This is a genomic window from Streptomyces sp. NPDC060209, assembly GCF_042728155.1.
Classification (GTDB): Bacteria; Actinomycetota; Actinomycetes; order Streptomycetales; family Streptomycetaceae; genus Streptomyces.
In genome coordinates this window covers 19,395-31,241 of sequence record NZ_JBHWZS010000081.1, presented here as the reverse complement: position 1 = coordinate 31,241, position 11,847 = coordinate 19,395, and the positions used below count along the sequence as shown (strand labels likewise).

General features: G+C 71.8%; 12 protein-coding genes. 7 read left to right on the top strand and 5 right to left on the bottom strand.

Features of this window, described 5'->3' with window-relative positions; all coding sequences use genetic code 11:
- Nucleotides 1-34: 34 nt before the first annotated feature.
- Nucleotides 35-691 (bottom strand): MerR family transcriptional regulator, encoded by a 657-nt coding sequence (locus ACFWFI_RS17815; RefSeq protein ID WP_387390772.1) that lies wholly within the window; start codon nucleotides 689-691, stop codon nucleotides 35-37.
- A gap of 105 nt (nucleotides 692-796) precedes the next feature.
- Between ACFWFI_RS17815 and ACFWFI_RS17810 the strand changes: the two genes are divergently transcribed.
- The 6 genes from ACFWFI_RS17810 to ACFWFI_RS17785 all read left to right on the top strand — a co-directional run bounded on the left by ACFWFI_RS17810 (nucleotide 797) and on the right by ACFWFI_RS17785 (nucleotide 6,713).
- Entirely contained in the window at nucleotides 797-1,759 is a 963-nt protein-coding gene (locus ACFWFI_RS17810) for a hypothetical protein (RefSeq protein ID WP_387390770.1), read from the top strand.
- Nucleotides 1,756-2,226 (top strand): ABA4-like family protein, encoded by a 471-nt coding sequence (locus ACFWFI_RS17805; protein WP_387390768.1) that lies wholly within the window; start codon nucleotides 1,756-1,758, stop codon nucleotides 2,224-2,226. Before ACFWFI_RS17810 ends, ACFWFI_RS17805 begins: the two co-directional genes overlap by 4 nt.
- A gap of 77 nt (nucleotides 2,227-2,303) precedes the next feature.
- Nucleotides 2,304-2,888 (top strand): sigma-70 family RNA polymerase sigma factor, encoded by a 585-nt coding sequence (locus ACFWFI_RS17800; protein WP_387390766.1) that lies wholly within the window; start codon nucleotides 2,304-2,306, stop codon nucleotides 2,886-2,888.
- Nucleotides 2,885-3,640 carry an anti-sigma factor gene (locus ACFWFI_RS17795; protein ID WP_387390764.1) on the top strand — a complete coding sequence of 252 codons (756 nt, stop codon included), beginning with the start codon at nucleotides 2,885-2,887 and terminating at the stop codon, nucleotides 3,638-3,640. The genes ACFWFI_RS17800 and ACFWFI_RS17795 overlap by 4 nt, the downstream gene beginning before the upstream one ends.
- A gap of 204 nt (nucleotides 3,641-3,844) precedes the next feature.
- Nucleotides 3,845-4,363 carry an SRPBCC family protein gene (locus ACFWFI_RS17790; RefSeq protein WP_387390762.1) on the top strand — a complete coding sequence of 173 codons (519 nt, stop codon included), beginning with the start codon at nucleotides 3,845-3,847 and terminating at the stop codon, nucleotides 4,361-4,363.
- A gap of 40 nt (nucleotides 4,364-4,403) precedes the next feature.
- Complete coding sequence (locus tag ACFWFI_RS17785; protein ID WP_387390759.1) at nucleotides 4,404-6,713, top strand: FdhF/YdeP family oxidoreductase; 2,310 nt, start codon at nucleotides 4,404-4,406, stop codon at nucleotides 6,711-6,713.
- On the opposite strand, the gene ACFWFI_RS17780 is transcribed toward ACFWFI_RS17785, so the two are convergent.
- Nucleotides 6,703-7,347 carry a DUF1345 domain-containing protein gene (locus tag ACFWFI_RS17780; RefSeq protein WP_387390756.1) on the bottom strand — a complete coding sequence of 215 codons (645 nt, stop codon included), beginning with the start codon at nucleotides 7,345-7,347 and terminating at the stop codon, nucleotides 6,703-6,705. The two genes, ACFWFI_RS17785 and ACFWFI_RS17780, sit on opposite strands and share 11 nt — an antisense overlap.
- Before the next feature lie 109 nt (nucleotides 7,348-7,456).
- On the opposite strand from ACFWFI_RS17780, the gene ACFWFI_RS17775 reads away from it, so the two are divergent.
- Nucleotides 7,457-8,143 carry an FUSC family protein gene (locus ACFWFI_RS17775; protein WP_387390754.1) on the top strand — a complete coding sequence of 229 codons (687 nt, stop codon included), beginning with the start codon at nucleotides 7,457-7,459 and terminating at the stop codon, nucleotides 8,141-8,143.
- Nucleotides 8,144-8,180: 37 nt separating this feature from the next.
- On the opposite strand, the gene ACFWFI_RS17770 is transcribed toward ACFWFI_RS17775, so the two are convergent.
- Genes ACFWFI_RS17770 through ACFWFI_RS17760 form a run of 3 tightly spaced genes read right to left on the bottom strand, consistent with a single transcriptional unit; the run spans nucleotide 8,181 to nucleotide 11,640 of the window.
- Nucleotides 8,181-8,990, bottom strand: coding sequence for a DUF1295 domain-containing protein (locus tag ACFWFI_RS17770; RefSeq protein WP_387390751.1), 810 nt, complete (start codon nucleotides 8,988-8,990; stop codon nucleotides 8,181-8,183).
- The gene (locus tag ACFWFI_RS17765; protein WP_387390749.1) at nucleotides 8,987-10,381 is read right to left on the bottom strand and encodes a class I SAM-dependent methyltransferase; all 1,395 of its coding nucleotides are present in this window, start codon (nucleotides 10,379-10,381) and stop codon (nucleotides 8,987-8,989) included. The genes ACFWFI_RS17770 and ACFWFI_RS17765 overlap by 4 nt, the downstream gene beginning before the upstream one ends.
- Nucleotides 10,378-11,640 (bottom strand): class I SAM-dependent methyltransferase, encoded by a 1,263-nt coding sequence (locus ACFWFI_RS17760; protein ID WP_387390774.1) that lies wholly within the window; start codon nucleotides 11,638-11,640, stop codon nucleotides 10,378-10,380. Before ACFWFI_RS17760 ends, ACFWFI_RS17765 begins: the two co-directional genes overlap by 4 nt.
- Nucleotides 11,641-11,847: the final 207 nt, after the last annotated feature.

The following is an 11,847-nucleotide window of genomic DNA, read 5'->3' as shown; positions in this document are numbered from 1 at the left end:
GTCCTGGACGGCGACCGGGTTCCGCGTTTCCCCCTCACTTCCGGCCGGCTCCCTCCTCCCCCTCTCCGCCCTCGTAGGCGCGGGCGGAGGCATCCACGTGGGCGAGCCGCCTCAGGGCGCCGAACATGGCCTCCCCCAGCACCGTGCCGACGACGACGCTCTCCACCAGGTCCTCGCGCGCCACCCGCCGCCGGACGTAGTCGAGGTCCGCGGACGCGACGGACTCCGCCGCTTCCGCGTAGAGGTCGAGCAGCTCGACGAATCCGCCGTGCCCAGCCCTGTGCAGTGCGGCCAGCACCCCAGCCAGGGACCGGCCCGCAGGGTTGTCCGGGCCGACCCGCCAGCCGCGCCGGGCCAGCAGCGCGGCGACCTCCTCCCGGGCCTCGGCCGATTCGGGTCCCGCGTCCTCGGGCTCCTCGGGCGTGATGCGAATGGCCGCCGCGCCGAGCACCATGTGCACCGGCTGTTCGGGGTCGTCGACCGCCTCCAGGACCTCCGCGATGGCGGACAGCGGCATTCCGCCGACGTCCAGGAGGGCGCGGATCAACCGCAGCCTGCGCTCGTGCCCGTCGTCGTAGCGCGCCTGGTTCGGGCTGGTCAGCATGCCCGCCGGCAGCAGCCCCTCCCGTACGTAGTACTTGATCGTCGGTACCGGGACTCCGGATTTCCGACTCAATTCACCGATGCGCACCGTGCGTTCACCCTTCAGGAGCTTGCCAAGCCGACCCCCATCATAGATAGTCCCCCTATCGGATAGCAGAGAGTCCTGCTATCCATAATGCTTCTGGGGGTCCTCATGCAGTCATGGCGCACATGGCACCGGCCGTTAGTCCTGTTCGCCGCGGCGATGGTCGTGATGTCCGTCGTCGGAGCGGTGGGGATCCTGGTGGACGACAGGGTCATCGCGAACGCGCCGATCTGGGCCAAGCCGTTCAAGTTCGCCGTCTCGTTCGTGGCGTACGCCCTGTCCCTGGCGTGGATGCTGACGCTCCTGACCCGCGGCCGGCGCATCGGCTGGTGGGCCGGCACCGTGGTCGCCGCCGCGTGCGCCGGGGAGATGGCGATCATCACGGGTCAGGTGATCAGGGGGAAGCGGAGTCACTTCAACAACGAGACCGCGTTCGACTCGGCGCTGTACGAGGCGATGGCCGCCACCGTCGTCGTCCTCTGGGCAAGCACCCTCGTCATCGCGATCCTGCTGCTCCGCGCACAGATCGCCGACCGCGCCTCGGCCTGGGCCGTGCGGTCCGGGGTGCTGATCGCGCTGGTGGGCGCGGGGCTCGGCTTCCTGATGACCCAGCCCTCCGCCGGGCAGCGGGCGGCCGGCGGTCTCGACACCGCCGACGTGGTCGGCGCCCACTCGGTCGGCGTGCCGGACGGCGGGCCCTCGATGCCGCTGACGGGCTGGTCGACGACGGGCGGTGACCTGCGTATCCCGCACTTCGTCGGCATGCACGCCCTCCAGGCACTCCCCCTGTTCCTGCTCGCCCTGATCCTCCTCGCGCCGCGGATCGCCCGGTTCCGTGACCCGCGTGTGCGGCTGCGGCTGGTGCTCGTGGCCTCCGGTGCGTACGCCGCGGTCGTCGCCCTGCTGGCCTGGCAGGCACTGCGCGGCCAGCCGCTGAACCACCCCGACGGCGCGACGCTCGCCGTCGCGGCTCTGATCGCCGCCGCGACGGCCGCCGGAGCCCTCGCGGCGCTCCGCCCGAACGCCCCCACCACGTCGGCCGGCGCGCCGGACAAGGAGCTCGTGTCATGACCGGTGCACTCTTCGAGATCACTTTCATGGCTGCCGCCCCGTTCTGGCTGCTCATGATCTTCGCGCCGCAGTGGCGCCCCACCGCCCGCCTGGCCGCCTCCCCGCTGACGGTCCTGCCGGTGCTCACACTCTGGGCGGTCATGGCGGCCCCGGTGTTCCCGGAGCTGTGGGCCGCGGTGAGCAGCCCCGACATCGACACGTTCCGCGCGCTGACGGCACTGGCGAACGGTGCCGGAGCGGTCTGGGCGCAGATCATCGCCTGGGACCTGCTGCTCGGGCAGTGGATGTTCCTGGAATCGCGCAGGCTCGGTGTGTCCCCGCTGGTGATGGGCCCTCTGCTGGTGCTGACGATTCTGCTCTCACCGCTCGGCCTGGTCGTCTTCCTCTTCATCCGCGCGGCCCGGAAGCCCCGGTCCCGGTCGGCGCGGCCCGCGTACGAGGATGCGGGCGGACCGGCGAAGCCGTAGGGTGTCCGACCAATCCGGAGGGCCGTCGGCTCCGAATCACTCAGGAAACCGATGCGTGCTCCGGGAGGATCATCCGCGTGAGAGAAGCCGTACACATCAGTAAGGTGCCCTCGCCGGGCCCCGGCCTGCAGGAGCTGCTCGTCCAGGTCGCCCGTGGCGACCAGGACGCCTTCACCCAGGTGTACGACCAGGTCAGCGGGCCGGTCCTCGGCCTGGTCCGGAGCGTGCTGCGCGACCCGGCCCAGTCCGAGGAGGTGGCCCAGGAAGTCCTTGTCGAGGTGTGGCGCACCGCCCCCCGCTACCAGCCGTCCCGCGGCAGCGCCATGAACTGGGTGCTGACGCTGGCCCACCACCGCGCGGTGGACCGGGTCCGGTCGGCCGAGGCGACCGCGGCGCGGGAGCACAAGGCCGCGCTGCTCGACCGCACCCCGGACTTCGACGAGGTGTCCGAGCAGGTCGAGAGCCGGCTGGAGAGGGAACAGGTCCGGCGTTGTCTGCGGACCCTCTCCGAGCTCCAGCGGGAGTCGGTCACGCTGGCGTACTACCGCGGACTGACGTATCGCGAGGTCGGCGAGCTGCTGTCCGTGCCGCTGGGAACCATCAAGACACGGCTGCGCGACGGGCTCATCCGGCTGCGCGACTGCCTGGGGGTGAGCGTATGAGCACGGCCGAGCTGCACACACTGACCGGGGCATACGCCCTGCACGCGCTGCCGGAGGACGAACGCCTCGCGTTCGAACGGCATCTGGGTGCCTGCGAGGCGTGCGCCCAGGAGGTACAGGAGCTGTCCGCCACCGCCGCCCGGCTCGGGCTCGCCGTGTCCGCCACCCCGCCGCCCGCCCTCCGGGCCCGGGTGCTGCGGGACATCACGACCGTACGGCAGGAGCCGCCGCCTCACGGCCGGAGCTCCCGCTCCGCGGCCTCCTCCGGACGGGCCGGCCGCTGGTCGACGTACGCGCTCGCCGCCTGCGTCGCCGCCGCCGCCGCTTTCGGTGGGGTCGCCGTATGGCAGAACCAGGTCGCCCAGGACGCCCGGCAGGAGACCGACCGGGCCCAGCAGCACAACGAGCAGGTGGCGCGGGTGCTCACCGCGTCGGACGCCACGACCAGCGCCGCGGAGCTCGGGGACGGTGCCCGGGGCACGGTGGTGGTCTCGCAGAGCGTGAACCGGGCGGTGTTCCTGACTTCGGACATGGCGCGGCCACCCGGCGGCAAGGTCTACCAGCTGTGGTTCGACGACGGGGGCACCATGCGCTCGGCCGGACTGATGAACCCGTCCGCGACGGACGACGCGGTCCTGCTGGACGGGCCCGTGGACCACGCGTCCGGCATGGGCATCACCGTCGAGCCGGCGGGCGGATCCGACCGGCCGACGTCGGACCCGGTGGCCCTCGTGGAGTTCCGGAACGCCTGAGCCCCTGCTCCTGCCACGCTGCCCTTGCACTCCCCGGTCACTCCCCGGGCACGGAGGCCGTGCCCGGGGAGTCGGCGTTCTCCTGAGTAGCGGCGCCCGGGGAGCTGATGCAGGGTGGCAAGGACGCGTCCTTCTCCGATCGCTGGTCATGGTGCGGGCCGCGCAGCGGCACCGACCATCGCAGCGCCCGAGGACAGGTGGGCCATGAGCACCGTTGAAGAGACGATCGAAATAGCCGTGCCGGTGAGCACCGCCTACAACCAGTGGACGCAGTTCAAGAGCTTCCCCCGGTTCATGACCGTCGTGAAGCAGGTCGAGCAGATCCGCCCCAATCTCACCCGCTGGGTGGTGGGGTTCGGCCCGGTGCGACACGAGTTCGACGCGGAGATCGTGGACCAGCGACCCGACTCCCTCGTGACGTGGCGGAGTCTGGGACCGCGTCTCGGTCATCGGGGCGAAGTGTCGTTCCGTGCGACGGGGTCGGGCCGTACCGAGATGTCCGTGCGCATCGGCGTCAGGTCCCCCGGCACCACGGGCCTTCGCACGCACGCCGCCGGATTCGTACGTCGTGCTGTCCGGGCCGAACTCGGTCACTTCAAGGAGTTCATCGAGGGCCTGGGACGGGAGGGCGGGGCCTGGCGTGGAACCATCCGCGACGGCCACGTCCGGCCCGTGGAGCCGGAGCCCGCCAGAAGCCGGGTCCCTCACTGGCCCGTCGGCTGACCAGCCTGTCCGAGAGCGAGAGACCGAGAGGGCACGTCCGATGGAGAAGGCCCCGCACGAGGAACCGGACGAACGACTGACCGTGACCCCGCCCAAGGAGTGGGCGGCGGGGGTGCCCGCCGTGACGCACGCCTTGGAGTACTCCCTCGCGGAGACATCGGTCCGGCGGACCGGACTGACGCTGCTGACGATGAACCAGGTGGGCGGAATCGACTGCCCCGGGTGTGCCTGGGCGGATCCGTCCCCGGGACACCGGCACCTCAACGAGTACTGCGAGAACGGCGCCAAGCACATCAACGACGAGGCGACGTCTCGGCGCGTCACGGCCGACTTCTTCCGCAGGCACACGGTCTCCGAACTGGGCCGGCGGTCCGACCTGTGGCTCAACCAGCAGGGCCGGCTCACCGCACCGATGGTCAAGCGGCCCGACGCCGACCACTACGAGCCGATCAGCTGGCACGACGCCCTGGGGTTGCTGGCCGATGAGCTGAAGGCGCTGGACTCGCCGGACGAGGCGGTCTTCTACACGTCGGGCCGGGTCGGCAACGAGGCGGCTTTCCTCCTGCAGCTCTTCGCAAGGGCCTTCGGCACCAACAACCTGCCCGACTGCAGCAACATGTGTCACGAGTCCAGCGGGTTCGCCCTGCACCAGACCCTGGGCACCGGCAAGGGCACGGTGAGCCTGGAGGACATCCACCACGCCGACCTGATCCTCGTGGTGGGACAGAACCCCGGAACCAACCACCCGCGTCAGCTCTCGGCGCTGGAGGAGGCCAAGGGCAACGGCGCGCGCATCATCGCGGTGAACGCCCTGCCGGAGGCGGGTCTCCTGCGATTCAAGAACCCCCAGGAGCCGCGCGGGGTCATCGGGCGCGGTGTCCGGATCGCCGATCAGTTCCTCCAGATCCGCAGCGGTGGCGACCTCGCGTTGTTCCAGGGCCTGAACCGTCTGCTGCTTGAGGCTGAGGACGCCCGGCCGGGCAGCGTCCTGGATCAGGACTTCATCCGCTCCGACACCAGCGGCTTCGAGGAGTTCTCACGCCACGCCCGGACCGTCGCGTGGGAGGACGTCCTCGCCGCGACGGGGCTGACCCGCGCGGAGATCGAGAAGGTGAGGGACGAGGTCCTGCGCAGCGAGCGCGTCATCGTCTGCTGGGCGATGGGGGTGACGCAGCAGAAGCACGGGGTCCCCACGATCAGGGAGATCGTCAACTTCCTGCTGCTGCGCGGCAACCTCGGCAGGGCCGGAGCGGGAGCGTGTCCGGTGCGCGGGCACAGCAACGTCCAGGGCGACCGGACGATGGGTGTCTGGGAGCAGATGCCCGACTCCTTCCTCGACGCCCTGCGCGACGAGTTCGGCTTCGAGCCGCCGCGCGCCCACGGGCTCGACTCGGTGAACTCGATCAGGGCGATGCGCGAGGGCCGGGTCAAGGTGTTCGTCGGCGTCGCGGGCAATTTCGTGCGGGCCGCTCCGGACAGCGACGTCACCGAGGACGCCATGCGGCGGTGCGGTCTCACCGTGCACGTCTCCACCAAGCTCAACAGGTCCCATACGGTGTGCGGCCGGACCGCGTTGATCCTCCCGACCCTGGGCCGCACCGAACGGGACATCCAGGCGACGGGCGAACAGTTCGTCACCGTGGAGAACTCGATGAGCGAGGTGCACAGCTCCCACGGGCGTCTGGAGCCGGCCTCCAAGATCCTGCTCAGTGAGGTCGCCATCCTGTGCCGGCTCGCCGCCCGGACCCTCGACGGCGGCGCGGGAATCCCCTGGGCGGAGTTCGAAGCGGACTACGGCACCATCCGGAACCGGATCGCCCGCGTCGTGCCCGGGCTGCACGACTTCAACCGTAGGGTGGCCCGTCCCGGTGGCATCAGACTGCCCAACCCCGTCAACGAGGGCGTCTACGCCACCGCCACGGGCAAGGCCATGTTCACCTGCAACGCCTGGGAGATGCTGCACGCCCCCGACGGACACCTGGTGTTGCAGAGCCTGCGTTCCCACGATCAGTGGAACACCGTCCCCTACACGGACAACGACCGCTACCGGGGCATCCACGGGAGCCGCCGCGTGGTCCTGGTGAACCCGCAGGACGTGACCCGGCTCGGACTGGCAGCGGGGCAGAACGTCGACCTGGTGAGTGTCTGGGCCGGCAGCGCGGATCGCCGCGCGGAGAACTTCACGGTGGTGCCCTACCCGACGGCCCCCGGCTGCGCCGCCGCCTACTACCCCGAGACCAACGTCCTGTTGCCGCTGGACAGCGTCGCCGAGTCCAGCAATCAGCCGACCGCCAAGGGCATGATCGTCCGGCTGGAGCCCACCGGGGAGAGCGCGGGCGTCATCCGGTGACGAGGCTCGCGACCAAATTGATGGCCGTGGCGAGAATGCTGGTCCCGAACACGTAGGACAGCAGGGTGTGGCGCAGCACGATGGCCCGGATCGCCGAACTGGAGACGTCGGTGTCGGACACCTGGTAGGTCATGCCCAGGTTGTAGCTGAAGTAGAAGAAGTCCAGGAACGACGGCTGCCGGCGGGAGTTGAAGTCGATGCCGCCCTCTCCCTCCCCGCCCTCGTCGTAGTAGACGTAGGCGTAGCGAGTGGCGTACATCAGGTGCAGTGCGGCCCAGGCCATGAAGACGCCGAAGAGGGCGGTCGCGGCCCCGGCGTGGCCCGTGTCGGCCTCCCCGAGCAGGAGCAGCAGCACGATGGCGAACAGGCCGCACAGCGCGACCGCCACCACCACGAGTTCCTCGATGAGGGGCCTGAAGTCCTCACGGCGGGCGTTGCGGTGGGTGGCGGCGGCGTCCATCGGCCACAGCACCGCCCATCCCGCGACGACGAAGGCGAACTGGGTCGCGGCGATCCCGGCGAGCACCCCCAGTGCCGCCTGGGTCGGCCACCCGACGGCCACACCCACCACGACGCCCAGGCCCACCGCACGGACGAGCCTGGGGACGGCGTCCAGCGGCGACCAGATGCTCATGCGTCGGAGGGTATCCCCGAGGCCGCCCACCGGCCCGGCACCGAGCGCCTCCCGGGCGAGGCGCGATGCTCCGGGCATGTGCGGGAGGTAGATCCTCTCCGCCCTGCGGATGACGCTGGGCACCGGAGTGGCAGGAGGCCTGGCAGTGCTGCTGCACCTGGAGCACGGCTACTGGGCGGCAATCTCGGCCGCGGCGGTCCTGCATTCCGTCAACCTCCGCACCACGGCCCAGCGCGCGGCCCAGCGGGCCCTGGGTACCGCCGTCGGCCTGCTACTCGCGCTCGGCATCCTGGGAGCGCGCCCGGAGCCCCTGGTGCTGGTCCTGGCCATCGTGGGTCTGGAGTTCCTGCTGGAGTGCGTCGTCGCCCGCAACTACGCCCTCGGAGTCGTCTTCCTCACGCCGTTGGCGCTGCTGCTGAGCGATCTTTCGGCCCCGGCGCCGGCCGGGGAACTGGTCCTGGACCGGGTGCTCGGCAGCGGCCTGGGCATCGTCGTCGGGCTGGTGTGCGCCCTGCTGGTGGTCCATGACCGTGCCGCGGTCCGGGTGGACCGCGCCTTGGCCGCGTGCACGCAGGCCGTCGATCTCGCCGAACAGTCCCTGGCCCGGGGCGGAGGGCCGCGGCCCTCGCCCGTGCAGATGCGACTGGCCGCGGCGGCCGTGGAGCTGCGGGAGGCCGACGACGCGGCGGCCGGTGAACTGCTGCCGGCCGGGATCGATCCCTCCCGGCTCGCGGCCGCCGAACAGCGCGCCTACGAGCTGCTCGGCCGGCTGGACAGGCGCGGGCCTGGGCGTTGACGGGCGCCCCGGCCCCGCTGCCTCACCGGGCCACCGGTCAGCGCCCGCGTCCGCGGGGCGGTCGCGGGAAGAAGCCGCTGGTGCGGGCCCGGTACTCCTCGTACCCCGGCCGTCCGGCCATGTGCCGCTCCAGCAGCGCCTTTCCGCTGCCCTTGGTCAGCAGGAGGCTCATCACGACGGGCGAGACCAGCGTGGCCGCCGCCACCGCGGGGTCGGCACAGACGACGAGGAAGAGCCCCCACCAGACACAGAAGTCACCGAAGTAGTTCGGATGCCGGGTCCAGGACCACAGCCCCCGGTCCATGATCCGGCCCTTGTTCGCCGGGTCGCGCTTGAACCGGGCCAGCTGCGCGTCGCCCACCGCCTCGAAGACGAGCCCCACGGCCCACAGCACGGTGCCGGCCCAGGCCCACCCGTCCAGCGGCCCCGGCAGGTAGTACCCCGCCTGTACCGGCAGGGAGATGAGCCAGACCAGCGCGCCCTGCAGCAGATACACCTTGCGCAGGGCGTACAGGTCGGGACTGCCCGGCGCCCTGGCCAGCATGGCCTCGTAGCGCGGATCCTCTCCGTGGCCCCGGCCCCGCCGGCCGATGTGCGCGGCCAGCCGTACACCCCAGACCACGGTGAGCACGGTCACCAGGAGGCGGCGCGCGTGCCCCCCGTCGTCGGCCGACATGGCGTACGAGACGAGGGCGACGGCAGCGAAGCCGAGGCCCCACGCCACGTCGACGATCCGGTGCATGCGCTTGCGCAGGGCGATCAGGAACGTCACGAGCATGACGGCGAGCGCGGCGCCCGCCGATGCCGCCAGGTTCGGGGCGAACGCCGGCCAGTCGAAGCCGTTCACCGGCCGGACCCGGGGCGCGGCCCCGCGACGACCGGTTCGGCCGGGGCGTGGCCTGTCCGCCCGGCCGCCGTGCCGAGTCCCGCGTACCAGCCGTGGCGGGTGGCGGGCATGCCCGCCGGTCCCTCCGGGCCGGGCCGCACCGAGAGGATCTGGTCGACGCCCATACGCCGCTCCTCGAAAGCGAGGGCCCCGCCCACCAGGTAGAGGCGCCACACCCGGGCCGTCTCCTCACCCACCAGGGCCACGAATTCGGGCCAGCGCTCCTCGAGGGTGCGGTGCCATGCCTCGACGGTCAGGACGTAGTGCTCACGCATCGACTCGACGTCACGGACCTCGAATCCGGCGCCCTCCATCAGACCCACGGTCTCGCCGAGCGGGCGCATGTGCATGTCGGGTGCGATGTACGACTCGATGAACGCCCCGCCTCCGGGGGCGGTCGAGCCCCGGGACATCTGCTGGACCAGGGCACGCCCTTGCGGGCGGAGCACAGAGTGGAGCAGCGCGGTGAAGGCCGGGTACTCGGCGTCGCCGACGTGCTCCCCCATCTCGATGGTGGACACGGCGTCGTACCCGCCCCTGAAGCCGGGCAGACCGGCGACGTCCCTGTAGTCGCAGCGGTGCACCTCGACGAGGTCCTCCAGGCCGCGCTCCTCCACCTGGCCCCGCACGTACGAGGCCTGTTCCGCGGCGAGGGTGACGGCGGTGACCCGGACTCCGTGCCGGGCTGCCGCATGGAGTGTCAGGGATCCCCAGCCGCAGCCGATGTCGAGGAGACGGGCGCCGGGCCGCAGCCCGAGCTTGCGGCAGATCAGCTCCAGCTTGTCGCGCTGGGAGTCGGCCGGTCCGTAGTCCGGGCCGGTGCCCGTCCAGTAGCCGCACGAGTAGGCCATGGTCTCGTCGAGCAGCAGGGAGTAGAAGGCGTTCGAAAGGTCGTAGTGGTGGCTGATGGCGGCCCTGTCGCGGGCCTTGCTGTGCAACGCGCCGCTGAGCCCGGCCCGGGCGGCGGGAACCGGCGGGCGGGGGCCGACAGCGCCGAGGCGCAAGGCGGTGCCGGCTGCCCTGAGCCGGCCGGCGAGGCCGGGGCGGGGCAGTCGCAGGCCGTGCTCCCGTGACGCGCGGCGCATCGCGCGCAGTCCGTCCGCGAGGTTCTCGGCGATGTCGATGTCACCGGTGATGTAGGCCTCGGCGAGGCCGAGTTCGCCCGGTTGCCAGAGGAGCCGGCGCAGCGCCCGGCGGGAGCGGACGTGCACCGTGGGAGCGTCCTCGGGGCCGGTCTCGCTCCCGTCCCACATCCTGATCCTGACCGGCGGCGGACCGCCGAGGAACTGCTCGATGACCGGAGCGATCCGCTGTGCCGCGCCGGTTCCCGGGGTATCGGCAAGGGTGTTCACGCGGTGTCCTCACGGGTCAGGAGAATCTGCTGGACATCGAGATAGCCGGACCGGAAACCGGCCTCGGAGTAGGCGAGGTAGAAGGTCCACATACGGCGGAAGGTCGCGTCGAAGCCGAGCGCGTCGACCTGGGCGGCCCGCTCCTCGAAGCGTTCCCGCCACAGCCTCAGGGTCTCGGCATAGTGCATGCCGAAGGTGCCGCGCCGCCTCGTCCGCAGGCCGGTGTGGGCCGTGGTGACGCGCTCCACGGCCTCGGTGGAGGGGAGCAGTCCGCCCGGGAAGATGTACTTCTGGATCCAGGTGTAGGTGCTGCGGCTGGCGAGCATCCGGTCGTCCGGCATGGTGATCGCCTGGAGCGCGATCCGGCCGCCGGGGGCGAGGCAGCGCTCCAGCGTCCGGAAGTACACCGGCCAGAACTCCTTGCCGACGGCCTCGATCATCTCGACGCTGACGATCGCGTCGTACTCCCCGGTGACATCGCGGTAGTCGCAGAGCCGCACATCGACCCGGTCCTCGTGTCCGGCACCGCGGATCCGTCCCCTGGCCAGCTCCTGCTGTTCCCTGGAGAGCGTGAGGGTGGTGACGCGTGCGCCGCGCGCGGCCGCCCGGATCGCGAGTTCGCCCCAGCCGGTGCCGATCTCCAGCAGTTCGGTGCCGCGGCCCACGCCGGCCAGGTCGAGCAGCAGGTCGATCTTGCGGTGCTGGGCGGCGGGCAGCAGGTCCTGCTCGGCCGGGAATCCGCGGAAGACGGCGGAGGAGTACGTCAGAGTGTCGTCGAGGAAGAGGGCGAAGAGGTCGTTCGACAGGTCGTAGTGGTGGCTGATGTTGTCGCGGGACCCCTCGGGGGTGTTGGTCTGCGAGGCGGGCTGCCGCAGCGCCCACAGGCCCCGCAGCTTCTGCAGCGGTGCGGGCACGAGGTCGGCCGCGTGCCCGGCGAGGACGGTCAGGACGCCGACGAGGTCGGGCGAATCCCATTCACCGGCCATGTACGACTCGCCGAAGCCGACGAGCCCGCCCGCGCCGATCCGCCGGAAGAACGCGTCGGGCCGGCGGATCTCCATGAGCGGTCCGCCGAGCCCGATGCTGTCGCGGCCGGCGAGCCGGGCACGCAGCGGGAGCCGGGAGAGCGCCTGCCGCACGAGCCGCTCGGCCACGGCGGTCCTGATCCCGGAGCCCCGTGGCCGGGCGGCTACGTCGGGCCACCGGTCCGGGTCCACGCCCGCGAAGAGGGTTGTGGCGGCCCGGGCCTGGGCCGGGATGGCGCCGCTGCGGGCGGGCGCCGCGGGTGACGTGGGCGGGGTGGGAGAGGTGGGAGAGGTGGGCACCTTCACTGCATGCCTTCCTGGGTGTGGTGAGGGGGACGTGGGGGGGCCGGCCGCCCGCGCCCGGAAAACCCGCAGGCCGGCCGCCCGAGGGGGGCCGGGGCGACCCCCGGGGGGAACCGGATGGGGGGGGGCACCCCGGCG